This is a genomic window from Nocardia yamanashiensis NBRC 100130, from assembly GCF_001613325.1.
Classification (GTDB): domain Bacteria; phylum Actinomycetota; class Actinomycetes; order Mycobacteriales; family Mycobacteriaceae; genus Nocardia; species Nocardia yamanashiensis.
This window is the reverse complement of record NZ_BDCD01000042.1, coordinates 25,576-49,957: the sequence shown is the minus strand read 5'-3', so window position 1 is coordinate 49,957 and position 24,382 is coordinate 25,576. Positions and strand designations below refer to the sequence as shown.

22 protein-coding genes are annotated in these 24,382 nt (G+C 67.4%); 8 read left to right on the top strand and 14 right to left on the bottom strand.

Annotation, left to right across the window (positions count from 1 at the left end; translation table 11 throughout):
- Positions 1–49 precede the first annotated feature (49 nt).
- Both NY1_RS37070 and NY1_RS37065 read right to left on the bottom strand, forming a co-directional pair.
- Positions 50–1,150: an Rv3169 family protein gene (locus tag NY1_RS37070; RefSeq protein WP_067721952.1), complete on the bottom strand. Its 1,101-nt coding sequence runs from the start codon at positions 1,148–1,150 to the stop codon at positions 50–52.
- Between the two features lie 14 nt (positions 1,151–1,164).
- A complete protein-coding gene (locus NY1_RS37065; RefSeq protein WP_067721909.1) occupies positions 1,165–2,292 on the bottom strand; it encodes a phosphotransferase family protein in 1,128 nt (375 codons plus the stop codon).
- A gap of 329 nt (positions 2,293–2,621) precedes the next feature.
- On the opposite strand from NY1_RS37065, the gene NY1_RS37060 reads away from it, so the two are divergent.
- Positions 2,622–3,974 (top strand): DoxX family protein, encoded by a 1,353-nt coding sequence (locus tag NY1_RS37060; protein WP_067721907.1) that lies wholly within the window; start codon positions 2,622–2,624, stop codon positions 3,972–3,974.
- Between the two features lie 18 nt (positions 3,975–3,992).
- On the opposite strand, the gene NY1_RS37055 is transcribed toward NY1_RS37060, so the two are convergent.
- Positions 3,993–4,958, bottom strand: coding sequence for a poly(ethylene terephthalate) hydrolase family protein (locus NY1_RS37055; protein ID WP_067721904.1), 966 nt, complete (start codon positions 4,956–4,958; stop codon positions 3,993–3,995).
- A gap of 196 nt (positions 4,959–5,154) precedes the next feature.
- Here NY1_RS37055 and cobA point away from each other — a divergent pair, with 196 nt between their 5' ends.
- Positions 5,155–6,411, top strand: coding sequence for a uroporphyrinogen-III C-methyltransferase (gene cobA / locus NY1_RS37050; RefSeq protein ID WP_067721902.1), 1,257 nt, complete (start codon positions 5,155–5,157; stop codon positions 6,409–6,411).
- Between the two features lie 89 nt (positions 6,412–6,500).
- Complete coding sequence (locus tag NY1_RS37045; RefSeq protein ID WP_233037505.1) at positions 6,501–7,982, top strand: MFS transporter; 1,482 nt, start codon at positions 6,501–6,503, stop codon at positions 7,980–7,982.
- 48 nt (positions 7,983–8,030) lie between these two features.
- On the opposite strand, the gene NY1_RS37040 is transcribed toward NY1_RS37045, so the two are convergent.
- Positions 8,031–8,951 carry an SMP-30/gluconolactonase/LRE family protein gene (locus NY1_RS37040; protein ID WP_067721898.1) on the bottom strand — a complete coding sequence of 307 codons (921 nt, stop codon included), beginning with the start codon at positions 8,949–8,951 and terminating at the stop codon, positions 8,031–8,033.
- Positions 8,952–9,105: 154 nt separating this feature from the next.
- On the opposite strand from NY1_RS37040, the gene NY1_RS37035 reads away from it, so the two are divergent.
- From NY1_RS37035 to NY1_RS37025, 3 genes are all read left to right on the top strand, one after another.
- Positions 9,106–9,741 (top strand): HD domain-containing protein, encoded by a 636-nt coding sequence (locus NY1_RS37035; RefSeq protein ID WP_067721950.1) that lies wholly within the window; start codon positions 9,106–9,108, stop codon positions 9,739–9,741.
- 20 nt (positions 9,742–9,761) lie between these two features.
- Positions 9,762–10,274, top strand: coding sequence for a nitroreductase/quinone reductase family protein (locus NY1_RS37030; RefSeq protein ID WP_067721896.1), 513 nt, complete (start codon positions 9,762–9,764; stop codon positions 10,272–10,274).
- Positions 10,275–10,388: 114 nt separating this feature from the next.
- A complete protein-coding gene (locus NY1_RS37025; protein WP_067721894.1) occupies positions 10,389–11,078 on the top strand; it encodes a hypothetical protein in 690 nt (229 codons plus the stop codon).
- A gap of 3 nt (positions 11,079–11,081) precedes the next feature.
- Here the strand turns inward: NY1_RS37025 and NY1_RS37020 are convergent, their stop codons facing one another.
- Complete coding sequence (locus NY1_RS37020) at positions 11,082–11,567, bottom strand: Lrp/AsnC family transcriptional regulator (RefSeq protein WP_067721892.1); 486 nt, start codon at positions 11,565–11,567, stop codon at positions 11,082–11,084.
- An 83-nt stretch (positions 11,568–11,650) separates the two neighbouring features.
- Between NY1_RS37020 and NY1_RS37015 the strand changes: the two genes are divergently transcribed.
- Positions 11,651–12,778, top strand: a complete 1,128-nt coding sequence (locus NY1_RS37015) for a metallophosphoesterase (RefSeq protein WP_067721891.1) — start codon at positions 11,651–11,653, stop codon at positions 12,776–12,778.
- A 30-nt stretch (positions 12,779–12,808) separates the two neighbouring features.
- Here the strand turns inward: NY1_RS37015 and NY1_RS37010 are convergent, their stop codons facing one another.
- Positions 12,809–13,279, bottom strand: coding sequence for a luciferase domain-containing protein (locus tag NY1_RS37010; protein ID WP_067721890.1), 471 nt, complete (start codon positions 13,277–13,279; stop codon positions 12,809–12,811).
- A 69-nt stretch (positions 13,280–13,348) separates the two neighbouring features.
- On the opposite strand from NY1_RS37010, the gene NY1_RS37005 reads away from it, so the two are divergent.
- Entirely contained in the window at positions 13,349–13,762 is a 414-nt protein-coding gene (locus tag NY1_RS37005) for a winged helix-turn-helix transcriptional regulator (RefSeq protein WP_084536059.1), read from the top strand.
- Between the two features lie 38 nt (positions 13,763–13,800).
- On the opposite strand, the gene NY1_RS37000 is transcribed toward NY1_RS37005, so the two are convergent.
- From NY1_RS37000 to NY1_RS36965, 8 genes are all read right to left on the bottom strand, one after another.
- Positions 13,801–15,219 carry an NAD(P)/FAD-dependent oxidoreductase gene (locus tag NY1_RS37000; protein WP_067721889.1) on the bottom strand — a complete coding sequence of 473 codons (1,419 nt, stop codon included), beginning with the start codon at positions 15,217–15,219 and terminating at the stop codon, positions 13,801–13,803.
- A gap of 184 nt (positions 15,220–15,403) precedes the next feature.
- Positions 15,404–16,279, bottom strand: a complete 876-nt coding sequence (locus tag NY1_RS36995) for an ABC transporter permease (RefSeq protein WP_218028540.1) — start codon at positions 16,277–16,279, stop codon at positions 15,404–15,406.
- A gap of 1 nt (position 16,280) precedes the next feature.
- Complete coding sequence (locus tag NY1_RS36990) at positions 16,281–17,180, bottom strand: ABC transporter permease (protein ID WP_067721887.1); 900 nt, start codon at positions 17,178–17,180, stop codon at positions 16,281–16,283.
- Positions 17,180–18,265: an ABC transporter ATP-binding protein gene (locus tag NY1_RS36985; RefSeq protein ID WP_067721884.1), complete on the bottom strand. Its 1,086-nt coding sequence runs from the start codon at positions 18,263–18,265 to the stop codon at positions 17,180–17,182. The genes NY1_RS36990 and NY1_RS36985 overlap by 1 nt, the downstream gene beginning before the upstream one ends.
- 1 nt (position 18,266) lies before the next feature.
- Positions 18,267–19,460: an ABC transporter substrate-binding protein gene (locus tag NY1_RS36980; RefSeq protein WP_218028539.1), complete on the bottom strand. Its 1,194-nt coding sequence runs from the start codon at positions 19,458–19,460 to the stop codon at positions 18,267–18,269.
- 212 nt (positions 19,461–19,672) lie between these two features.
- Positions 19,673–21,160: a gamma-aminobutyraldehyde dehydrogenase gene (locus NY1_RS36975; RefSeq protein ID WP_067721880.1), complete on the bottom strand. Its 1,488-nt coding sequence runs from the start codon at positions 21,158–21,160 to the stop codon at positions 19,673–19,675.
- 112 nt (positions 21,161–21,272) lie between these two features.
- On the bottom strand, positions 21,273–22,637 hold the full coding sequence (locus NY1_RS36970) for an aspartate aminotransferase family protein (protein ID WP_067721878.1): 1,365 nt from the start codon (positions 22,635–22,637) through the stop codon (positions 21,273–21,275).
- A gap of 11 nt (positions 22,638–22,648) precedes the next feature.
- Entirely contained in the window at positions 22,649–24,139 is a 1,491-nt protein-coding gene (locus tag NY1_RS36965) for a CoA-acylating methylmalonate-semialdehyde dehydrogenase (RefSeq protein WP_067721876.1), read from the bottom strand.
- Positions 24,140–24,382: the final 243 nt, after the last annotated feature.

Sequence of the window (24,382 nt, the reverse complement as noted above, 5' to 3'; positions counted from 1 at the left end):
CGGCGGGGCGGGCCTCCTGCGCGTGGGTTGGAGGCCCGCTGATCGGGGGTTACGGCGCTACGGAGCCCCAGTCGGCGAAGCCGGTGGGATCGTGGCGGCCCAGGGAGCCGTGTTCGAACAGGCCGTAGCCGATGTCGTCGCCGCAGCGGGCCTTGCCGACGTGGTCGATGACGCCGAACGGGATGCGGCCGGCGATGGCGGGGTCGGTGAGGTCGTAGAGCTTGGACTCGGACCAGTTGCGGCCCTTCCATTGCCCGTGCAGCCAGTCGGGATCGCCGCCGTAGCCGCAGCCGACATTGAGGGCGATGAAGGTGCCGGCTTCCACCTCGAGCTCGAGCGGCTTGCCGTCGGCGGCGGTGAGGTCGACACGGACGCCGGTGGGGATGCGGGTGCCCGACTTGTAGGTGAAATGGGTTCGGGGCCAGCCCAATTGCTCCACGCGGCCGTCGTTCCAGACCCGGGTGGCGTCGTTGAGGGTGCGGAAGCCGTTGGGTTCTTCCTGCAGGATCACGATGATCGAGTAGTCGTCGAAACGCAGCGGCAGATACAGCCACCAGAAGCCTTCGGACGGCTCGTCTGCCACCCGCCCGGCGGGGTCGGAGTCGCCGACGGGACGGATGCCCCAGGAGCGGTCGCGGGTGCCCATCCAGCTGGCGGGATCGACGGTGAAATCGGTGCCGTCGACCTGCAAAGTGCCCGCCCAGGAACCGGTCTGCGCGAAGCGCTGCGCGTCGATCAGCGCCTTCTTCATCCCGGTGATGATGGTGTGCGGTTCCTCCTGGATGGCGGGGCCGGAACCCTCCCAGGTCAGGTCGAACGACAGGTCGTCGTGTTCGCAGACGACGCGCAGCTTCCGCAGCGGTTCGATGACCTCGATGCGGTAGCCGCCGACCGCCAGGTTCAGCGAACGCTGTTCGAGCGCGTCCGAGAACCGCACGGCGCGTTGGGTATCGCCCTTGCGCACGGTGGCGAAGGCATCGATCACACCCAGGTTCGGGTACACGCCGAATCCGGTGATGAGCATGGTCTCACCGGTGGTGTCGATGGCGTTGAAGTAGCTGCGGTCGTAGAAGTTCTTGTCGCTGTGCACGACCCGGTTCACCGGCAGCGGGGCCTGGTGGATGGGGTATTCGTCCAGCGGTCCGATCAGGGAGTTCATCTCTCTCAATCCCAAGCGTAGGTGCCGTCGAGCAGAGCCTCGAGGAGCTTGCGGTGCATCACGTAGTCGTCGCGGTCGTCGGTGTCGGTGGCCTCGCCGAAGTGGATCATGCGGCGGCGGATGCGGGCCATCACGATGCCGTGGCGCAGCGCCGCGTAGATCAGGTACCAGTCCAGGTCGCGCACGGCGTGCCCGGTGGCTTCCTCGTACAGCTTCTCGACGTCGCTGCGCCGCAGGAAGTCCGGCAGCCCGGCCTGATCGAAGGTGGTGGCGATGTCCTGGAAGAACCGGTGGATCAGGATCGGCCAGGCCACATCCATCTCCCGCGGGCCGAGCGCGGCCATCTCCCAGTCGAGCACGGCCGAGGGCTTCCCGTCCTCGAACATGATGTTGCCGGGGCGGGCGTCGCCCCAGTTCAGCACATCCGGTTCGGTGTCGTCCGGCCAGTTCGCCTCGAGATGCTCGAAGGCCCGCTCCAGCACGGGAATCCGGAATCCGTCGCGCGCCAGCGCCCAGTCGTACCAGTCCTTCTGCGCCTGGAAATGCCGCCGCAGCGCCGAACCCTCACCGTCGAGCATCGGGAATCGCTCGGCGGGCTTGTCGATCCCGTGCACCTTGGCGATGGCGTCCACCGTGTGCCGGGTGATCGCCAGCCGCTGCTCCGGCGTGGCGTCGAACACCCACCCGAAGAACACGTACGGCGGATTGTCCTCGCACACGATGCCGTTCACCCGCCGCATGACGATGAACGGCGCGCCCAGCACGGACGCGTCCTCCTCCAGCCAGCACAGCGGCGGGATCGGCAGGTCGGTGTGCTCGGCGACCCCGGCCATGATCGCGTATTGCGTTGCCAGGTCGTACTTCTCGAAGACCGGGAAGGAGCTCTCGGTCGGTGGCATCCGGGCCACGAACGAACCGCCCGCGGGTTCCCCGTGCTCGGTCCATTCGGCATCGAAGAGCAGGGTGGTGCTGGACATGCCGCCGGTGGACGGTTTGGTCAGCGAGGTGACCCGCGGCGGTTCGTCGGCATCGACCCGGGTCGCCAGCCATTGGGCGAGTTTGCTCGCCAGCTCGGCGTCGTCGCCGTCGGAGACGGTGAGTTCCCATCTCTGGTTGGGGTCGTCGGCCGACATTCGGTTGCCTCCTGCGCACTCATGAGTCGAGCGTGTAGCGGCGGGTCGCAGCTGTATCGGGCCTGGTCCAGCCCGCTGTGACCCCGGTTACACGGGTGTGAGAAATGTAACTTGTTGCAATTCGAATGTGCAGGGATTCGGACTTTCAGTACCGGTCACCGAGACGTGGTTTTTTCCGGGGTATTTCGACTAGGCACAGGACCGTGGTAGGGCTGGCACGTAGTCCTTGCGAGGTATGCGCGCCCGGAAAAACCAGGGCTGCGGCCTGATGTGCCGCGCGGCGCCGCTTTCTACCGTCGAGTCAGTGCAACGGTGAGGGAGAGGACGGGATGAGTACACAGGTGATCGCCGATCCGGGCGACGATCTCGGCGCGCCGGAGCAGGATCCGAAACCGGTTTGGAATCCCTTCGCGCGCATCGGATTCCGCTTCGTGGTCAGCTATCTGACCTTGTTCTGCGTCATCTACCCGCAGCCCATCTTCGCCTTTCTCGGCATTATCGCCAGATGGTTGCCCGACGACGCGCAACTGAAAATGGTGACCTGGCCGGAAAGCCCGGTGCACTGGGTGGGCCGCACCGTCTTCGATGTGGACGCGACCTTGCGATGGGATTCCGGCAGCGGCGATCAGACCTATCTGTGGGTGCTGTGCTTCTGCATTCTGATCACCGCCGTCCTGGTGACCGCGGTGTGGAGCGTGCTGGATCGCAAGCGCACCGAATACCGGCGGGTGGCCGCCTGGTTCCTGCTGTTCCTCCGCTTCGTCCTGGCCGGGCAGATGCTGGGTTACGGCTTCGCCAAACTGGTTCCGCTGCAAATGGGCGAACCCACGCTGACCACCCTGCTCACCCCGTACGGGGACCTGACCCATATGGCGGTGCTGTGGAACCAGGTCGGCGCCTCGCCGGTCTACGAAATGCTGCTCGGCGCCGCGGAAGTGCTGGGCGGCCTGCTGCTCCTGCTGCCGCGCACCGCGCTTGCCGGGGTATTGCTGAGCCTGGTGAGCATGGCCCAGGTGTGGGTGCTGAACATGACCTTCGACGTGCCGGTGAAGCTGCTGTCCTTCCACCTGCTGCTGATCAGCCTGGTGCTGCTGGCCCCGGACGCGCGCCGGTTGTTCACGGTGCTGAGCGGGCACGCGACCGGGCCGTCGACCACGCCGGAGGTGGGACGCACCCCGCGCGGCAAGCGCATCGTGGCGATCACGGGTGCGGTGCTGGCGGTCTGGTTCGTCATCGCGAATGTGGCCGAATGCTGGGAAGGCTGGCACAAGTGGGGTCCGGGGCAGCCGAAGTCGGAGCTGTACGGGATCTGGGTGGTCGGTGAATTCACGCGCGACGGGCAGCCGGTACCGCCGTTGCTCACCGATGAGACCCGTTGGCAGCGGGTGGTTTTCGAGCGGCCGGAGATGGCGTTCTATCAGCGCATGGATGGCGCGCTGGTGCCGATGCTCAGCGATCTGGACGCGGGCGCGCACCGGATCACGCTGAAGGCGCCGCCCGAAGGCACGGAAACCCTGGGCTCGTTCACCTTCGAACGGCCGTCGGAGGATCGCCTGATTCTCACCGGCGAGCTGGACGGGCATCCGGTGGTCCTCACCCTGACGGCGACGGATCTGAGCAAGGTGCCGGTGCGGCAGGGCGGTCTGCATCTGGTGCAGGACTACCCGAGGGGCGTGAGCTAGCGTCCGGGCCGCGGTGGGTCAGCCGATCGATCCGATCTGGTTGGCCCACTGCGGATTCGGCGCATAGAACTCGCCGCCGGGTACGAAGGCGCGCCGCGCGTCGGCATCGCCGAGCAGGTGGCCCGCCAGCCAAGCGGTCGGGTAGCCGAGGAAGCCGTAGACCCCGGTCGTGCAGGGCCAGGACGCGGCGGCGCAATCCGGCTGGCCTTGGACGTCATTGTGATTCGGGCCAACCAGGGTGCCCCAGACCTTCGGTATTCCGGCGGGGATCGCCTCGTAATACGCCCGCACCGACTGCAATCCGGCGATTTGCACGGGGAGCGCCTGTTCGGAGGGTGAGATGAACACATCCTGCGAGCCGTTGACCAGGAACACCGATCCCGAGGTGAGGCGGCCGGTGTCCGGGCACCACGATCCGGTCGCGCACAGCGCCTGGATGGGCAATTCGATCGGCACCGCGGTCTTGATGCCGCCCCCGGACCGCGCCATGGCATTGAGCGCCCCGGTCGCGCCCTGCGAATGCCCGATCGCGCCGACCATTTCCGTATCCAGCTTGCCGTGGAACACGCTGCCCGGATCGGCGGCCAGCGCGATCAGCTCGTCCACCGACCCGCCGATGTCCACCCCGGATCCGGTCTGCGCGTTCTCGGTGGCGATCACCACGAAACCCCAGGATGCCAGGTGCCGGAGCAGGTAGTCGTATTGATTCGGATGTGCCCAGGTGCCGTCGCCCCAGGTGAGGATCGGATGCCGGAACCCGCCCGCGCCCAGGTCGGCCGGATACCAGATGTCGTAGGCCGCGCCCGTCGAATCGCAGCAGGTGAAGGCCTGTTCCGCGATGACGCTCCACGGGCCCGGTCGCGAGTACTTCGACTCGGTCCCGGCGGCGGCGCGATAGGACTCGGCGTGCGCCGGCGGAGTCACGGTGATCGAGAGCAGCAGCGCGAAGAGGGCCGCGAGCAGGACGAGAATGCGACGAGCCATAGCGGAAAAGCATAAGTACGTCCGGTTGGTATGTCCGGTAACCGCGCGCGCACGGCGAGAACCCGCGCGCTGCGGCCACTTCCGTGTTTCCGGTCGTGCGCACCCGGGCGCCGGCCGTCGTGAGCTCGATATCAGTTGCTGAACGGACGCCGGTCGATTGCGGCGCGCCCGACGCCACGCCGTAGTCTCGAACCTTGTGCAGCACACGTCAGTCCCCTCCGAGGAACAGCCCGCCGGCGACCCGAACTACCTGGTCGGCCTGGATCTGAACGGCCGCCGCGTCGTCGTGGTGGGCGGCGGTACCGTCGCCCAGCGGCGGCTCGGACTGCTCATCGCCTCCGGTGCGGACGTCCACGTGATCAGCCGCGAGGTCACCCCGGCCGTCGAGGGCATGGCCACCTCTGGGCAGCTCACCCTGGAACTTCGCGAGTACGCCGACGGCGATCTGGACGGCGCCTGGTACGCCATGGCCTGCACCGACGAGACCGCCACCAACGAGGCCGTGGTCGCCGAGGCCACCCGCCGCCGCGTGTTCTGCGTGCGCGCCGATATCGCCCGCCTCGGCACCGCCGTCACCCCCGCCACCGCGCGCTACGACGGCATGAGCCTGGGCGTGCTGGCGGGCGGGCAGCACCGCCGGTCGGCCGCGGTGCGCAATGCGCTGCTCGAGGCGCTGCAATCCGGTGTGGTGACCGATGATTCGGCCCCGGTGGTTCCCGGCGTCGCGCTCATCGGCGGCGGCCCGGGCGATCCGGATCTGATCACCGTGCGCGGCCGCCGGCTGCTGGCGCGTGCGAATCTCGTTGTGGCGGACCGGCTCGCGCCGCCCGAACTGCTCGCCGAACTCGGCCCCGACGTCGAGGTGGTGGACGCCGCCAAGATCCCCTATGGGCGGGCGATGGCGCAGGAGCACATCAACGCCGCGCTCATCGAAGGGGCGAAGGCGGGCAAGTTCGTGGTCCGGCTCAAGGGCGGCGACAACTACGTATTCGGCCGCGGCTACGAGGAATTGGAAGCCTGCGTGGACGCCGGTATCCCCGTGACCGTGGTCCCCGGCGTCACCAGCGCCATCTCGGTGCCCGCGCTGGCGGGCATCCCGGTCACCCACCGCGGCGTCACCCACGAATTCGTGGTGGTCAGCGGCCATGTCGCCCCCGACCACCCGGACTCCCTCGTCGACTGGCCCGCGCTGGCCAAGCTGCGCGGCACCATCGTCCTGCTGATGGCGGTCGAGCGCATCGAGAAGTTCGCCGACGCCCTGATGGCGGGCGGGCGCGCCGCCGACACCCCGGCCACCGTCATCCAGGAAGGCAGCCTGCGCACCCAGCGCATCCTGCGCGCCGATCTGGCCACCATTGCCGAGCAGGTGCGCGCCGAGGGTATCCGCCCGCCCGCGATCATCGTGATCGGCCCGACCGCCGGATTCACGGCGGGCGCACCGGATCTGGCCTGACCTGGTCCGGTTGCCCGGCACGCTGGGATGATGGTCCGGGGCGATTCGGTGGGAGGGGGTTCGGTGAGACCATCCATTACAGTGGCTGGGTGCTCGAGAACCCCGCTGCGACGATGCAGTATCCGGTGACCAAGCGGGCGTTCGGGCTCGCGATTCTCGTTTTGAGCGGGTTGCAGCTGATGGTGGTGCTGGACGGCACCGTCATGATTCTGGCGCTGCCGCGGCTTCAGGAGCAGCTGGGCCTGTCCAGTGCGGGCAGTGCGTGGACGGTGACCGCCTACGGGCTGCCGTTCGCGGGGCTCATGCTGCTGGGCGGGCGGCTCGGCGACTCGTTCGGGCGGAAGAAGATGCTGATCTACGGCGTCGCCCTGTTCACGCTGGCGTCGGCGCTGTGCGGCACCGCCCAGAACGAAGCCTGGCTGATCGCGGCGCGCGCCCTGCAGGGCACCGGCGCCGCCATCGCCGCGCCTACCGCATTCGCTTTGGTGGCAAGCACTTACGCGCCGGGACCCGCGCGCAATCAAGCCGTCGCGATCTTCGGGTCGATGGTGGGCGTGGGCTCGGTCGGCGGCCTGGTGGTCGGCGGCGCGCTGACCGAAGTGGATTGGCGCTGGATCTTCTGGATCAACGTCCCGATCGGCATTCTCATCGTGCTCGGGGCCATCTATCAGCTGCGCGATACCGAACACCACCGCATCAGCCTGGACATCCGGGGCGCGGTGCTGGGCACGCTCGCCTGCGTGGCCATCGTGTTCGGTGCGACCGAAGGCCCCGAACTGGGCTGGGACAACCCGATCATCCTCGGTTCGGTGATCGGCGGCCTGCTGCTGCTGGTGGTCTTCGTCTTCGCCGAACGCGATGTGGAGAATCCGCTGCTGCCGTGGTCGCTGTTCGACAGCCGCGACCGGGTGATCACCTTCGCGGCGATCTTCCTGCTATCGGGCGTGCTCGGCGCGACCACCTTCTTCGTCGCGCAGTTCCTGCAGAACGTGCTGGGCTACAGCCCGCTCATGGCCGGTCTGGCCAGTATTCCGTTCACCCTCGGCGCGGGCGTCGGCACCGCGGTCGCCTCCAAGGCGGCCATGGTGGTGCGGGCCCGCTGGCTGCTGTTCGGCGCCGCCCTGCTGCTGGCCGCCGGCCTGTTCTTCGGCTCCACTTTGGATCGTTCGGCCGAATACTTCCCGACCCTGCTGATCCTGCTGTCCGTGGTCGGCTTCGCGGTCGGCATCGGCATCTGCGTGCTGCCGCTGTGCGTGCTGGTCGGCGTGGACATGGCGCATATCGGCCCGCTCTCGGCGGTCGGGCAGATGTTCATGAGCATGGGCACGCCGTTCGCGGTCGGCCTGCTGAGCCCCGTCGCGGCCTCGCGGACGCTCGCGGTCGGCGGCAGCACCAAGATCACCGATATGTCGCCGCTCCAGATCGACGCGCTGAGCAACGGGTACACGCTGGTGCTGTTCGTCTGCGCGATCGGCACCGCGGTGATGGGGTTGATCGCGCTCACCCTGCGGTACACGCCCGCGCAGCTGGCGCAGGCGCAGCACGCGCAGGACGAGGCGCAGAAGTCCTGACTTCGCTGCGACGACGCCCCCTTCCCGAAACGGAAGGGGGCGTTCGCTTTATCGGGGCAGGTGCGTGACCGCGATGGCCGATTCGCTGAGGCTGCCGAGATACAGCATCCCGTCGTGTTCGGCGACGGAGGTGACCATGGCGTAGTCGATGCCCTCGCGCTGCAGGTCGTGCACCGGCGTGCCGTCCAGGCCGAACGCCATCGCCCAGACGGTGCGCTCCGGCTTCGGTTGCAGCGCTTCGGGAATCGTCCAGGTCAGCTGCCGCAGTAGGCCCGGCAGCGGAAGCAGCAGGTCCAGCAACGGTTTACGCGGTGAGGTGATCGAAACCCACACCAGCCCATCGCTGCCGAGCAGCATATTGTCCGGGAAGCCGGGCAGGTTCTCCACCAGTGGTTCGGCGGTTCCGGCGCGCGGTCCGGTCAGCCAGTACCGGGTGATGCGGTAGGCCCCGGTCTCGGCGACCAGCACGCTCGCGCCATCGGGTGCGACGACCAGCCCGTTCGCGAAATTCAAGCCGTCCAACAGGATTTCGACCCGCCCGTCGGCGGTGCGCCGCAGCAGCCGCCCGGTGCCGGAGTGCTCGAGGATGTCGCCCATCCACTGTTCGAGCGGCCAGCGGCGCGAGGACTGCGTGAAATAGACGACCCCGTCGGCGGTCTCGACCACATTGCTCGGGAATTCCAGCGGCTCGCCCTCGATCTTGTTCACCAGGGTTTCGAGCTTGCCGCCCGGCTTCTCCAGCCGCATCAGCCCGCCGACCGTATCGCAAATCAGCACGGACCCATCCGGATTCGCGTGCAGCCCGAGCGGCCGTCCGGGCGTCCGCGCGAGCTGCTCGATGGTGCCCAGCGCCGGATCCACCGCCAGTATCCCGCCGTCGTCGATACCGGTCAGCACCCGCCCGTCCGCCGCGATCACCACATCCTCCGGCCCACGTCCGGGCAGTTCGATCCGCCGCAATTCCGGCATGGCCGGCACACTGCGCTTTTCCCGGGTGCGTGACGTGGCGCGCGGGGGCGTCCATCGGCGTGGCTGCATAAACATGCCTCACCGTAGCGCCGGTGTCGAATCACACGCCCCCGAAAGCCTGTTGTCCGCGACCGGGATTCGGCACACTGCCTGGATGGGGAGAAACACCGCCGCGGAACTGCTGGAGCGCTGGATCGAACTGGCCGGTCCCGCCGCCCGCGAAATCGGGGAGGACCTGATCCACCGCTATCAGGAACCGCACCGCCGCTATCACACGGTCGACCACCTGGCCTACATGCTCACCGTCATCGACGATCTGGCCGCCGATGCCGAGGACCCCGACGCGGTGCGCTATGCGGCGTTCTTCCACGACGCCGTCTACGCGGTGGATCGCGGCGAAAACGAAGAGCGCAGTGCGCGATTGGCCGAAGCGGTGCTGCCCGGCCTGGGCGTGGATCCGGCGACGGTGGCCGAGGTGGGCCGTCTGGTGCGGCTCACGGCGGGCCATCATCCCGACCCCGCCGATGCCAACGGCGCGGTGCTCTGCGATGCCGATCTGGCCATCCTCGCCGCCGACGAACCCACCTACGCCGCCTACGCCGCGGCCGTCCGCGCCGAATACGCCCATGTCCCGGACGAATTCTTCCGGCCCGGCCGCGCCGCGGTGCTGGAGGGACTGGCCGGGCAGGAATTCCTCTTCCGTACACCCACCGCCCGCGCCCGCTACGAATCCGCGGCCCGCGAAAATCTCGCCCAAGAACTCGCCGAACTAGGACATGATCTGACCTAGTCCCCGGAAATACTCATCTCATGAGCGAAACGGAATTCACCGCGGCACAGTCGAATCGGACCGATATCACCAGCTACGACGACCCGGAAGCGCCCTGGAACCAGGCGTGGGACGAAGCGGGCAGCATCAACGGCTGGAACGACGGCGTGATCAAGGAGTTCCGCGAGAACGCGGGGCAGGTCGGCGGCGCGTACGCCGGCGGCGATCTCATCCTGCTGACCACGACCGGCGCCAAGAGCGGCAAACAGCACACGACCCCGCTCGGTCCGCTCTACCGGGGCGACACCCTCTACGTGAGCTCCTTCATCGAGGACAAGTACCCGGCCTGGGTCTACAACATCAAAGCTCACCCGCAGGTCACCATCGAACTGCGCGACAAGACCTACCAGGCCACCGGCAAGGTCCTCGAAGGCGCCGCCTACGACGAGTTCGCCGCCTGGGTCCTGGCCGACAATCCCCTGCTCGCCGATTACCAGTCCAAGGTCGACCGCCCGCTGCCGCTGGTCACGCTCACCCTCGATCGCGAAGCCTGATCGCACCCGGCGCCTGGGTGATGTCAGTAACGAACTGGCTAACCCAGGTGTCGAGTGGGTACCAGTACCGATGTGCACGCCTAAGGTCGGACGGGTCGAGCGAAGGGGCTGGTGATGTTCGAGAAGATGCTGCAGAAATCCGTCGAGGTCGTACTGCGGGGCGGAACGAGCGTGCAGGTGCCGCTCGCCACCCGGTACGTCGGCCGCCTGCGCCGGTTGCATCCCGACCGCAGTCCCGCCGATATCGCCGGGGGATTGGAAACTCGCTATCTGACAGTCGTGACTATCAGCGGCGCGCTGGCCGGACTGAGCGCTGCCGTCCCCGGTGTGGGAACCCTGATCGGCCTGGTGGTCAGCGGCTTCGAATCGGTCTTCTTCCTCGAGGCCTCCGCGATGTACGCGGTATCGGCGGGCACCGTGCACGGCATCGAGAACCTGCCGCCCAAACAACGCCGGGCCATGGTGGTGACGGTCGTTCTCGGTGAGGCTGGCGCCGAAATGCTCGGCAAGAACGCCAGCCAATCCGCGCGCGACTGGGCGAGCGTCGTCGCCGACCACCTCCCGGTGATCCGCAATATCGACAATGCGCTGGCCCGCAAGTTCATCGTGTCGTTCCTGGCCAAACGCGCCGTGCTGCTCTTCGGCAAGACCCTGCCCGCCGGTATCGGCGCGGTGATCGGCGGCGTCGGCAACCGGGCCATGGCCAAGACCGTTGTCACCAACGCCCGCAACAGCTTCGGGCCGCCGCCCGCGCAGTGGGGGCAAGCCGGCGATCAGGCCGCCGTGCTCACCGCCGGGCGCTGAAACTCAGCGGGTGCCCCACTTGTAGGTCTGCTTGCGGAGTTTCAGGTAGACCATGATCTCGGCGTGCCGGACGCCCGCCAGGGCGCGGATGCGGGTGGAGACCAGGTCCAGCAGGGCTTCGTCGTCGGGGCAGACGGCTTCGCAGAGTATGTCGTAGCGGCCGGCCGCCACCACCACGTAGTTGATCTCGTCGATGGCGGCCAGCGCGTCCGCGACCGGTTGCACGGGACCGTCGACGGTGATGGCGATCATGGCCTGACGGAAGAGCCCGACCTGGAGAGGGTCGGTGACGGCGACGATCTGGATCACGCCGGCGTCGGAGAGTTTCTGGACGCGTTGCCGGACCGCGGCTTCCGACAGGCCCACCGCCTTGCCGATGGTGGCGTAGGCGCGGCGTCCGTCTTCCTGCAACTGCGCGATGATGCGCTTGGAGATGTCGTCGAGCAGCGGGCCGCCCCGGCCGGAAGTCACGTCGGTCACGCTGGCCATCCTCGCATCCGGATCGGGGGTTCGCCGGTTCGCCCACAGCGAGACGGGCGGCCGGGCGCGCCGGGAATCCCTAGGATGATCTGGTGAAGCATGTTCCACGGGCGGTATTCGTTCTCGCGATTCCGGCCCTGCTGTTCCTGGCCCCCTGGTTCGTACTCGTCGCGGGACCCCTGCACGGGGCGGCGTTCTGGGCGGGAACCGCCTTGTTCGTGGCCGGCTACCTGGCGCTGCCCGCGGGCATGCTGCTCGGGCACGGGCCGCGCCAGTCCGATGCGGCGTCGATCTTCGGCGACACCTTGCTCGGCGTGATGTGGGTGCTGTTCAGCTGGTCGGTGCTCGGCGCGGTGGCGCGGGGCGTGCTGCGGCTGGCGGGTGTGCCCGGTCCCGACGCGGCGCGGATCGCCGCGCTCGGCGTACTCGGTATCTCGACGGTCCTGGTGGCCTGGGCGATCTACGAAGCCCGGCGTATTCCCCGGGTGAAGACCGTCGAGGTCACCATTCCCGGACTGGGTCAGGGTCTGGACGGACTGCGCATGGTGGTCGTCACCGATACCCATTACGCGGCGCTGGACCGCCTGCGCTGGTCGGAGCGCGTGGTCGATATCGTGAACGATCTGAACCCCGATATCGCTTGCCACGCAGGCGATCTCGCGGACGGTTCGGTGGCCGCCCGCCGCGCCCAGGTCGATCCGCTGGGCAAGGTGAACGCCGAATACGGCCGCTTCTACATCACCGGCAACCACGAGTACTTCGGCGATGCCCCCGGCTGGATCGAGCACATGTCCGGCCTCGGCTGGAAGCCCCTGCACAATGAGCACCAGGTGATCTCCCGCAACGGCGACAGCCTGATCATGGCCGGCGTCGACGACCCCACCGGCCGCGCCCTCCCCGGCCACGGCCCCGACCTCCCGGCCGCCCTGTCCGGCGCGGACCCGTCCCTCCCGGTGATCCTGCTCGCCCATCAACCCAAGCAGATTCCGGATGCGGTGAAAGCCGGTGTAGCCCTCCAGATCTCGGGCCACACCCACGGCGGCCAGATCTGGCCCTTCCACTACCTCGTCCGCCTGGATCAACCGGTAGTAGCCGGCCTGAGCCGCCACGGCGACCACACCCAGCTCTACACCAGCCGCGGCACCGGCTTCTGGGGCCCCCAACTACGCCTCTTCGCCCCGAGTGAGATCACCGTCCTGGTATTGCGCAGCCCCGCCTGACAATTCGATGGATTGTGATGGCCGCCGACCTCACAGCCCGGCGGCCCGCGCCCAGGAGGCCCGCAGCACCGTCTCGGCGATCCGCAGTTCGGCAGCATCGCGCGGCGCGTAGAACATGACGATGCCGTCCGGCCACTCCGGTCGCCTGCTGATCGGATGCGGTTCGGCCCAGCCCGATTCGAGCAATGGCGCGACATAAGCGTCGGGCACGGTCAAATGCATGAACCCACCACGATGAATATGCCCGAACTCATCCGGACTCGGATGCAGGAACGCCGCCCACGGCCCCCGCGGCTCCCGCAATCGCAAGGCCAGCGAAGCCGGCTCCGACACCTGACTGGGCCCGGTGAACACCCCCGGCAGTCCCTGCGCGAATTTCACCAGCGCACCCCGGATCTCCGGCGGCGAGAACTGATCGAGCTGGTCGTGCGGAATCGCCCGCCCGGTGGTCAACGGCCGCATCCCCGTCCGAGCCGGGAAGGTGAGCGTCTCGACTTCCATTGCTACACCGCACTTTCTGTTCGTTAGGTACTTCTTGTGCGTGTACCGAGTGTCGATCACCATGGACCCATGACGGAAGAAGGCACTTTGCCCCGCCTACCGAACACCGATGTGCGTCCCCAGGTCGGCGCGGATCACACCGTGTGCCAATTGCGCGACGTCCTCGACCGGGTCGGCGACAAATGGAGCGTCCTGGTCATGTCCCTGCTGACCGATGGCTCCCAGCGCTATTCGGAACTCCAGCGCGCCATCGACGGCATCTCCCAGCGCATGCTCACCCTCACCCTGCGCAGCCTGGAACGCGACGGCCTCATCGAACGTACTGTCACCCCGACGTCCCCGCCCCGCGTCGACTATCGCCTGACCCCGGTCGGCGCGACCCTGTCCGGTCAGGTGAACGCACTTATCGATTGGGCCGAGGGGCATCGGGAATACATCGCGGGTGCGCGGCGCCGTTACGACGCCGCGCGATCCGAAGGCTGAAGCGCCCGCGCGCATTTCGATGCGCGCGGGCGCGCCGGTCAGCTGTCGAAGCCGAGGCCGGTGGCGTCCATTGCCTTCAGCCAGAGGTTGCGCCGGCCCTGGTGACTGTCGGCGCGGGCCAGGGACCAGCGCGTCAGGTTGATGCCTGCGGAGCGGAGGGGCTCCGGGGGCAGGGGGAGGGGGCGGGAGCGGACCATGCGGAGGCGGGTGCGTTCGGTGTCGAGGCCGTAGAGCTGGTCGAGCATTACTTCGGCGCCGAAACGTGTTGCGCCTACGCCTAAGCCGGTGTAGCCGGCGGCGTAGACCAGGCGGCCTTTGTAGGCCGAGCCGAAGAAGGCGCAGAAGCGGCCGCAGGTGTCGATGATGCCGCCCCAGCGGTGGGTGAAGCGCAGGCCGTCCAATTGCGGGAAGGTCTGGAAGAAGTGCTGGGAGAGGGTTTCGAAGGTGGCTTCGTTGTACTCCAGACTCGGGGAGACGCGTCCGCCGAAATGGTAGATGGCGTCGTAACCGCCGAAGAGGATGCGGTTGTCGCCGGTCAACCGGTAGTAGTGGAACCGGTAGGAGGCGTCGCCCAGGCCCATGCGATGGCGGCCCCAGCCGATGGAATCGAGCTGCTCGGGGGTGAGCGGCTCGGTCATCAGGGCATAGTCGTAGACGGGGACCACGTGCCGCGACACCTTGGCGAGAGGGCCTTGGAAAGCGCTGGTGCACAAGGCGACCCGGGGGGCGCGGACTTCACCGTGCGGGGTGTGTAGGGTCAGCGCGCCGCCGTGCGACTTCGAGATGCGCTGCACCGGAGTGCCTTCATAGATGCGCACGCCGGCCTCCAGGCAGGCCCGCCGCAATCCCCACGCCAGCCGCGCCGGATCGAGCATGGCGACGCCGTCGCGATCCCACCAGCCGCCGAGATAGGTGGGCGAGTGCACCATGTTCTGCACCTGCCCGGCATCGAACAGCTCACTGCGATAACCGAGTTCGACCGCCCCCTCGTGGCTTTCCTGCAGCCATTCGAGTTCGTGCGGCGCGGTGGCGACTTCCATTTCCCCGGTGCGCTCGAAATCGCAGTCGATGCCGTAGCGGCGGATCGCGTCCTCGATATCGTCGAGGTTGTCCCGGCCCATGCGTTCCAGCTGGGCGATCTCGTCCGGAAACCGTTCCATGCCATTGGCCAGCCCGTGGGTGAGGCTGGCGGCGCAGAATCCGCCGTTGCGGCCCGAGGCCGCGTGCCCGCACAGGGCGGACTCGACCAGCACCACATCGGTGCCGGGATCGCGTTCCTTGGCCAAGAGCGCCGTCCACAGTCCGCTGTAACCGCCGCCGATGACGGCCAGATCGGCCTGGGTCGCGGTGGTCAAGGGGTCCGTGGGGGTCGGCCGCTCGGGCCGGTCGGTCCAAAACGGCGTCGGCGCTGCATCGTTCAGGGCCGACGCCCACAGTTTGCTTCCTTTAGCCTGCATGGCCGATCTCCTCCTTCTCTCTTGCCGGACGGTCCAGCCGATCCGGCCCAACTACTGACGTGTTGGTCTGTGATGTTCCCGGCCGGGCGGCCGGTGCGCGGATACGCGAAAGCCCCGAGTGGGTATGGCGAAAAACCGCCGGTCGATCCGCGCATGGGGCGACGACCGGCGGCTGCCGGGGGAATCAGCTGGTGGCGGCGCGGTCGTCGGAGCGGCGGCGCATGCGCAGCTGCCCGGCGATGACGAAGACCAGCGAGATCAGGAAGGTCGCGGAGGCGACCGCGTTCACCTGCGGCGGGATACCGCGCAGATTGATGCCCCAGACGTACATGGGGAAGGTCTGCGCCTGTCCGGCGGTGAAATTGGTGACGACGAAATCGTCGAAGGACAGCGAGAACGCGAGCAGCGCCGCCGCCATGATGCCGGGCCAGACCAGGGGGAGCACGACGGACCGGAACGCCTGGAAGGGCGTCGCGTAGAGGTCCATCGCGGCCTCCTGCAGCCGGGGGTCGAGTCCTGCCAGCCGGGCCTTGACGGTCACGACCACGAACGACAGGCAGAACATCACGTGTGCGATGAGGATAGCCCAGAAACCCAGCGGGATCCCGAACCCGATGAACAGTGTCAGCAGGGACGAGCCCATCACGATCTCGGGCGTGGCCATCGGCAGGAAGATCAGCGCCTGCACCGTGGAGCGCCCGCGGAACCGATACCGCGCCAGCGCGAAGGCGATTCCGGTGCCCAGCACGGTGGCCACCAGCGCGGACAGCGCGCCGATGAGCAGGCTCATGCCGAGCGCGTCGCGCAGCCCCGCCGGGCCGAACATATCGGTCCAGTTGTGCCAGGTGAAATGGAAGTCGTCGAAATCCAGGATGTAGGTGGTGTTGCGGCTGCCGGGCTGATTGAACGACAGCAGCAGGATGACGGCGATGGGCGCGAGCATGTAGGCCAGCACCAGATAGCCGAGCAACAGCACCCAGTTGGTGCGCAGCCACCGGAATCTTTGCGGCTTCTGGGGTTTCAGGGGCGAAGCCCCTGAGAGTTCCGAGAGTTGGTCCACTTCACACCACCTCGTCGGTATCGGTCTTACGCAGGTACAGGATGACGAGCACCAGGATGGCCACCATCAGCACCACGGACAATGCGGAACCGGTCGGGATGTCCTTCACGACCAGCAACCGCGATTGAATCACATTGCCGATCATGGTCGTATTGGTGTTTCCCAGTAGCTGGGCATTGACGTAATCACCGGTCGCCGGCACGAAGGTGAGCAGCGTGCCCGCCACGATCCCGGGCATGGTGAGCGGCAGCGTGACCCGCCAGAACGTCCGCACCGGCCCGTGCGCGAGATCGGCCGACGCCTCCAGCAGTTTCGGATCCAGTTTGTCGAGACTGGTGAACAACGGCAGCACCATGAACGGCAGGAAGTTGTAGACCAGCCCCGCGATCACCGCGAAAGGCGTTGCCAGCAACCGCCCGTCCGGCCCGAGCAGATGAATGGCGCGCAAGAACCCCACCAGCTCACCGGTATCGGCCAGAATCGCCTTCCACGCGAAGGTGCGCACCAGGAAACTGGTGAAGAACGGCGCGATCACCGCCACCAGCATGAGGTTCTTCCACCGCCCGCCCTTCAAAGCGATCGCATAGGCGAGCGGATACCCGATCACCACGCACAGCACGGTGCAGATCAGCGAATACCCCAGCGACCGCAGAATCTGCGGATGATAGGTCTCCCAGGCGTAGCTGAAGTTGTCCAGCGAAAACGTCTGCGCGTACCCGGTTTCGATCGATCCGGACCGGTCGTACATGCTCGCCGCCAGCAATTGCACCGTCGGCACCGCGAAGAACACCAGCAGGAACAGCATGCCCGGCGCGAGCAGCAGATACGGTGCGAGACCGCGTTTGCGGCCGGGTTCGGTGACCGGCGCGCCGGTGGCGGCGGCCGGTAGCAGCGCGGGCATCACGACCTCCCGAGCAGGAAGGCGTGATCCGGGTTCCAGTGCAGCGCCACTTGCGTTCCGGGGCTGATGATTTCGCCGTGACCCGCATTGGGCACGTGCGCGGTCAGCTCCTGTCCCCAGCCGGCCTGCACCAGGTACTGGGTGGACACGCCCAGGAAGATGGCGTCGGTGACCACGCCGGACACGCTCGCCCGCCCGTCCGGCACCTGCTCGGGATCGGTTGCGATGCCGAGTTTTTCGGGCCGGATGCCGAGCAGCGCCGCGCCGCCGGCGACCCGGCAGCGCGCCGCGGGCAAGGCCAGCCGATGCCCCTGCGCCTCGAGGCTCACCTGATCCCCGCTGCCGGTGACCGTGGCCTCGATCAGATTCGACTGCCCGAGGAAATTCGCCACGAACGCGCTGGCCGGGAAATCGTAGATGTCCTGCGGCGCACCGAATTGCTCCAGCTTGCCCCCGTTCATCACCGCCACGGTATCGGCCATGCTCATGGCTTCTTCCTGATCGTGCGTGATGTGCACGAAGGTGATCCCGACCTCGGTCTGCAACCGCTTGAGCTCCAGCTGCATCTGCCGCCGCAGCTTGAGATCCAATGCGCCCAAAGGCTCGTCGAGCAACAGCACCTCGGGATGGTTGACCAGCGCGCGAGCCAGGGCGACACGCTGCTGCTGCCCGCCGGAGAGCTGGGCGGGCTTGCGGCTCGCGAAACCCTCCAGCTGCACCAGTTTCAGCATCTGCGCGGCCTGCTGCCGCGCCTGCGTCTTGCCGATGCCCTTGCGCCGCAACCCGTATCCGACATTGTCCTCGACGGTCAGATGCGGGAACAGCGCGTAACTCTGGAACACCGTATTGATCGGCCGCCGATACGGCCGCAGATGCGTGATGTCCTTGTCGCCCAGCATGATCCGGCCCGAACTGGGTTCGTCCAGCCCGGCGATCATGCGCAGCGTGGTGGTCTTCCCACAGCCCGACGCGCCGAGCACGGCGAAGAACGAGCCGTCGGGAATGGTCAATTCGAGGTTGTCGACCGCGGTGAACGCACCGAAACTCTTGGTCACACCCTCCAGGCGCAGGTCCTGCGTGGTCATATCACGCTCCCGTCAGGGCCTGGAACTTGCTCTGGTAATCCTTCTCCTGGGCCTCGGTGAGCGACATGAAGATCTCGAGCTTCTTCTGCATCTCGAGGCTCGGGAAGATGAGCGGGTTCTGGGCGAGTTCGGGATTGAACTTGGCCATTTCCTCCTGCGCGCCGGCGACCGGGCACACATAGTTCACGAAGGCGGCCAGTTTCGCGGCGACGGCGGGATCGTAGTAATAGTCCAGCAGTGCCATGGCATTGGTGGCCTTCGAGGAGGTCACCGGCAGCAGGGCATTGTCGGAGAACAGCATCGGGCCTTCGGCCGGGCTGATGAACTTGATCTTCGGATTCTCGTTCTGCAACTGGATGACGTCACCGGACCACGCCATACAGGCGGCGATATCGCCCTTGGCCAGATCCTGGACGTATTCGTTGCCGGTGAATTTGCGAACGTGCCCGGAGGACACCGCCTTCTGCAACCGGTCCAGGGCATTGGCGTAATCGTCGTCGCTGAACTTGGCGGCGCTCTTGCCGATGGCGTGCAGCATCAGGCCCATGGTGTCGGGCATCTCGGTCAGGGCGGTGACCTTGCCCTTGAGATCGGCCCGGGTGAGCAATTCCTCGACGCTGCGGACCTCGCCGGTCACCTCGGTGTTCACGCCGATGCCGACCAGCCCGGACTGCCACGGCACCATGCGGTCGTTGGCCGGATCGATATCGTGCCCGCGCAGCATGGGATGCAGATTCTTGACGAAGTTCGGCATCTTGGACACGTCCAGCTTCTGGAAGTAGCCCTGCCGCACGATGCGCACCGCGGTGGAATCGGAGAACACCGTGATATCGCGGTCGATGCTCTTGCAGGAGCTCAGCTGCGCGCCGACCTTGCCCCAGAATTCGTTGTTGTCATTGATATCCGCGACATAGTCGACCTTGATGCCGGTCTTGGCGGTGAATTCGGCCATGGTGGGATGCACTTCGGCATTCCCGGCGGCTTCGTCCATATAGCCGGGCCAGTTGGAGAAGTTCAGCGTCTTGTCGGTCGCCGAGGTGTCGGCGGGGACGCTGCAGGCCAGGTCGCCGGTCTTGGTGGAGCCCTTGGTGCCGCAAGCGGCGAGGGCACCGCCTACCGCGAGCATTGCGCCGGCCTTGAGGAAGCCGCGACGGCTGGAGCGCAGGCCGCGCATTTCGGGGGGTGGCATGTTCATGGGGGTTCGCACCTTCACCAGACTGAGACGGGGAGCGCGGCGGGCGGTGCCGCGGCGTCAAGAAGATATTCCCACAAAGTTCTTTTCCGGCAAGGGATTCCATTGAAAAATTCGTGTTATGCGACGGATTTAGTTGTTTCACTTGTGAATTGCTGCGGGCATGCCAATGAGGGCGGATGCCGGATGGCATCCGCCCTCGCGGGTGCGGAACGCTACTGAGCTCGGAAGATCACGTCGTGCCACGGTTTGTGCGCGGCGGCGGTGATATCGAACATCACGTGCTTGATATTGGTGTACTCGTCGAATGCGTAGGTGGACATGTCCTTTCCGAATCCCGAGGCTTTGTAGCCGCCGTGCGGCATTTCGCTGATGATCGGAATGTGATCGTTGATCCACACGCAACCGGCCTGGATTTCGCGGGACGCGCGGCCGGTCCGGTACACATCACGGGACCAGGCCGAGGCGGCCAGTCCGTAGGCGGTGTCATTGGCCAGGGCGATGGCCTCGTTATCGGTGTCGAAGGGCAGCACGACCAGTACCGGGCCGAAGACCTCCTGCTGCACGATCTCCGAATCCTGGGCGGCGCCGGTGATGAGCGTCGGCTCGTAGTACGCGCCGCCCGGATCGGTGTGCTCCGGAATCCGCCCGCCGCGTACGACTTTCGCCCCGGCGTCGCGGGCCCGGTCCACCATGCCGCGCACCTTGTCGCGATGCGGTAGCGAGATGAGCGGGCCCAGATCGGTGTCCGGATCCTCCACCGGTCCCAGCGTGACCTGGTCCATGAGATCCGCTACCCGGCCCACGAATTCGTCGAAGAGCGGACGCTGCACGTAGGCGCGGGTGGCGGCGGTGCAGTCCTGGCCGCTATTGATCAGCGCACCGGCCACCGCACCGCGCGCGGCGGCTTCGAGGTCGGCGTCGTCGAAGACCACGAACGGGGCCTTGCCGCCCAATTCGAGATGCACCCGCTTCACCGAACCCGCCGCGGTGGCGGCGACCCGGCGGCCCACGAGCGTGGAACCGGTGAACGACACCATGGCCACGTCCGGGTGCTCCACCAGCGCCTGGCCCGCGGTCGCGCCGAGCCCGGTGAGCACATTGATCACGCCCGCCGGGACGCCGGCCGCGGTGGCGGTCTCGGCGAACAGCAGTGAACTGAGCGGCGTGAGCTCGGAAGGCTTGAGCACCACCGTGTTTCCGGCGGCGATGGCGGGCAGGATCTTCCAGGCCGCCATCTGGAGGGGATAGTTCCACGGCGAGATGGACCCGATCACGCCGAGCGGCTCCCGGCGGATCGAGGAGGTGTGGTCGCCGGAGTACTCCGCCGCCGCCTTGCCCTCCAGATTCCGGGCCGCCCCGGCGAAGAACGCCGTGTTGTCGATGGTGCCCGGCACGTCGAATTCACTGGCCAGCCGAATCGGCTTGCCCGCGTTCAGGCTTTCGACCGCCGCGAACTCCTCGGCGCGCTCGCGCAGCAGCTGCGCCCAGCGGTGCATGATGTCGGATCGGGCGCCGGGCGTCGCGCCCGCCCATCCCGGGAAGGCCGCGCGCGCGACGGCCACGGCGGCCGCCACATCGCCGGCGTTCGCACCCGCGCCGGCGGCGATGACCGCGCCGGTCGCGGGGGCGGTGATCTCCAGCGGGTCACCCGACCCGGCGCGGCGCTCACCCCCGATGAATTGCAGATCTTGGGGACTCACTGCGCTCCTCGTGTTGTGTCGTGTTCACCGGCTGTGCATGAGACGTTCGCATCCTTTCCGCTACCGCGCATCCCGAGGAGTGTCCGGTGAGCGGGAAGGATGCGGATCTCATTCAGGCCAGATGGCTATCGGCCACGGTCAGCGCCTGATCCAGGATGGCCAGGCCTTCCTTGGCCTCGGCCTCGGAGACGGTGCACGGCGGCACCACGTGCAGGCGATTGAAATTGACGAACAGCAACAACCCGGCAGCCTTGGCGGCCGCGACCGTCTCGGCCATGGCCGGGCTGGTGCCGCCGTACGGGGCGAGCGGTTCGCGGGTGCCGCGATCCTTCACCAGTTCGACCGCCCAGAACACCCCGAGCCCGCGCACCTCGCCGATGCTCGGATGCTGTTCGGCCAGTTCACGCAGGCCGGGACCGATCACCTCGGCGCCGATCGCGGCCGCGTTCTCGACGATGCCCTCCTCGGCCATCGCAGTGATGGTCGCCACCGCCGCGGCCGTGGCCAGGGGATGCCCGGAGTAGGTGAGCCCGCCCGGATAGACGCGATCGTCGAAGGTGGCGGCGATATGCGGCGCGATAGCCACACCGCCCAGCGGGACGTAACCGGAGTTGACGCCCTTGGCGAAGGTGATGAGGTCCGGCACCACGCCGAAATTGTCGATGGCGAACCACTTTCCGGTCCGCCCGAACCCGGCCATCACCTCGTCGGCGATGAACACGATCCCGTACTTGTCGCACAGTTCGCGCACCCCGGCCAGGTAACCCGGCGGCGGAACCATGATTCCGGCCGTGCCCGGCACCGATTCCAGAATGATGGCGGCGATGGTGCTCGGCCCCTCGAACTGGATGGTCTGCTCGAGATGTTCGAGGGCGCGCTGCGATTCCTGCTCCTCGTTCTCGGCATAGAACCGGGAGCGGTACAGGAACGGCCCGAAGAAGTGCACGATTCCGGCATTGCCGTGATCGTTCGGCCAGCGCCGCGGATCACCGGTCAGATTGACCGCGGTCTCGGTGCCGCCGTGATACGAGCGGTAGCGCGAGAGCACCTTGTACCGCCCGGTGTGCAGCCGCGCCATCCGCACGGCGTGCTCGACGGCGTCCGCGCCGCCATTGGTGAAGAAGATCTTGTCCAGCTCGCCGGGCGTGCGCTCGGCGATCAACCGGGCCGCCTCCGACCGCGCGTCATTGGCGTGCGGGGGCGCGATGGTGCACAGCTTGGCCGCCTGCGCCTGAATGGCGGCCACCACCTTCGGATGCTGGTGCCCGATATTGGTGTTCACCATCTGCGAGGAGAAGTCCAGCAGCCGGTTGCCGTCCCCGTCCCACAGGTAGGAGCCCTGCGCGGCGGTCACCACCATCGGCTTCAGCGTCGCCTGGGCCGACCAGGAGTGGAAGACGTGCTTGCGATCCAGTTCGTAGGCGCGGGCCGCTTCGTCGCGCGCCACCTCGGGGGTCAATCCATTGGGCAGGGTCATCGCAGGTCCAATCAGTTGTTCTGCGGGAAGCCGAGATTCAGGCCGCCGTGGCTGGGGTCGAGCCAGCGGGTGGTGACGGCCTTGGTGCGGGTGAAGAAGTGCACGCCGTCGATGCCGTGCGCATGCGAGTCGCCGAAGAGCGAGTTCTTCCAGCCGCCGAAACTGTAGTAGGCCATGGGCACCGGGATCGGGACATTGATGCCGACCATGCCGACCTCGACCTCGTTGTGGAAGCGCCGGGCCGCGCCGCCGTCGTTGGTGAAGATGGCGGTGCCGTTGCCGTACTGATTGGCGTTGATCAGCGCGAGGGCGTCGTCGTAGCTCTCCACGCGCACCACCGACAGCACCGGGCCGAAGATCTCGTCGGTGTAGACGGTCATCTCGGGGGTGACATTGTCGAGAATGGTGGGGCCGAGCCAGAACCCGTCCGCCGCGCCGTCGGCGTCCACGGTGCGGCCGTCGAGCACGACCTTCGCGCCGGCCGACTCGCCCGCGTCGATGTAGGACGCCACCTTGTCGCGATGCTGCCGGGTGACCAGCGGACCCATATCGGTGCCCTTGGTGCCGTCGCCGGTGCGAATCGTCCTGGCGCGCTCCGCGATCCGGGCGACCAGATCGTCGGCGATATCGCCCACCGCGACCAGCGCGCTGATCGCCATGCAGCGTTCGCCCGCCGAACCGAAGCCCGCGTTCACCGCCGCGTCGGCGGCCAGATCCAGATCCGCGTCCGGCAGCACCACCATGTGGTTCTTGGCCCCGCCGAGGGCCTGTACGCGCTTGCCGTGCGCGGTGCCGCGCTCGTACACGTACTTGGCGATCGGCGTGGAACCCACGAACGAGACCGACTTGATGGCCGGATTCTCCAGCAGCTCGTCGACGGCGACCTTGTCGCCCTGCACCACGTTGAACACGCCGTCCGGCAGCCCGGCCTCGGCCCACAGTTCCGCGATCCACAGCGCGGCCGACGGATCCTTCTCACTCGGCTTGAGCACCACGGTGTTTCCGGCGGCGATGGCCAGCGGGAAGAACCACATGGGCACCATGGCCGGGAAATTGAACGGCGAAATGATCGCCACCGGTCCCAGCGGCTGCCGCACCGAGAAGATGTCCACCTTGGTGGAGGCGTTCTCGGTGTACCCGCCCTTGAGCAGATGCGGGACGCCACAGGCGAATTCGACGACCTCCAGGCCGCGCGTCACCTCGCCCAGCGCATCCGCGAGCACCTTGCCGTGCTCGGCGGTGATGATGGCCGCCAGCTCTTCCTTGCGTTCGTTGAGCAGCTCCCGGAACTTGAACAGCACCTGCGTGCGCTTGGCGAGCGAGGCGTCGCGCCAGGCCGGGAACGCCGCCGCGGCGGCATCGACGACGGTTCGCACGTCGGCCACATTCGCCAGCGCGACCTGACCGGTCACCACCCCGGTGGCGGGATTGGTGACGGGCGCGGTAGCGGCGCTGGAGCCGGCAAAGGACTTCCCGTCGAGCCAGTGTGCGATGGTCGCCATATCTCCTCTGTTCCGCCGCTCCGCGTAGTCAGCGGGCGGCTGCGAGCCGTTGCGGGTTGGGCACCCGTGCCGGTGGCCGGATGCCGAAACTTTCTGGGCGTACCCGGGGAGTCACCCCGACCTTGCGAAATCAGTTGTCACGTGCGGCTACTCGCCTCGATCCGCCGAGTGGTCCGTCCCGTCGCCGGCACGAGGGGACGGACCGAGGAGGGCGTGCTGCGGCACCCGCACGGCGGGACTGCG

Coding starts and splice junctions, on each gene's coding strand:
- NY1_RS37065 (WP_067721909.1), bottom strand. CDS start 2,292: ATGTCGGCCGACGACCCCAACCAGAGATGGGAACTCACCGTCTCCGAC.
- NY1_RS37060 (WP_067721907.1), top strand. CDS start 2,622: ATGAGTACACAGGTGATCGCCGATCCGGGCGACGATCTCGGCGCGCCG.
- NY1_RS37055 (WP_067721904.1), bottom strand. CDS start 4,958: ATGGCTCGTCGCATTCTCGTCCTGCTCGCGGCCCTCTTCGCGCTGCTG.
- NY1_RS37040 (WP_067721898.1), bottom strand. CDS start 8,951: ATGCCGGAATTGCGGCGGATCGAACTGCCCGGACGTGGGCCGGAGGAT.
- NY1_RS37035 (WP_067721950.1), top strand. CDS start 9,106: ATGGGGAGAAACACCGCCGCGGAACTGCTGGAGCGCTGGATCGAACTG.
- NY1_RS37030 (WP_067721896.1), top strand. CDS start 9,762: ATGAGCGAAACGGAATTCACCGCGGCACAGTCGAATCGGACCGATATC.
- NY1_RS37025 (WP_067721894.1), top strand. CDS start 10,389: ATGTTCGAGAAGATGCTGCAGAAATCCGTCGAGGTCGTACTGCGGGGC.
- NY1_RS37020 (WP_067721892.1), bottom strand. CDS start 11,567: ATGGCCAGCGTGACCGACGTGACTTCCGGCCGGGGCGGCCCGCTGCTC.
- NY1_RS37010 (WP_067721890.1), bottom strand. CDS start 13,279: ATGGAAGTCGAGACGCTCACCTTCCCGGCTCGGACGGGGATGCGGCCG.
- NY1_RS37005 (WP_084536059.1), top strand. CDS start 13,349: ATGACGGAAGAAGGCACTTTGCCCCGCCTACCGAACACCGATGTGCGT.
- NY1_RS37000 (WP_067721889.1), bottom strand. CDS start 15,219: ATGCAGGCTAAAGGAAGCAAACTGTGGGCGTCGGCCCTGAACGATGCA.
- NY1_RS36990 (WP_067721887.1), bottom strand. CDS start 17,180: ATGCCCGCGCTGCTACCGGCCGCCGCCACCGGCGCGCCGGTCACCGAA.
- NY1_RS36985 (WP_067721884.1), bottom strand. CDS start 18,265: ATGACCACGCAGGACCTGCGCCTGGAGGGTGTGACCAAGAGTTTCGGT.
- NY1_RS36980 (WP_218028539.1), bottom strand. CDS start 19,460: ATGAACATGCCACCCCCCGAAATGCGCGGCCTGCGCTCCAGCCGTCGC.
- NY1_RS36970 (WP_067721878.1), bottom strand. CDS start 22,637: ATGACCCTGCCCAATGGATTGACCCCCGAGGTGGCGCGCGACGAAGCG.
- NY1_RS36965 (WP_067721876.1), bottom strand. CDS start 24,139: ATGGCGACCATCGCACACTGGCTCGACGGGAAGTCCTTTGCCGGCTCC.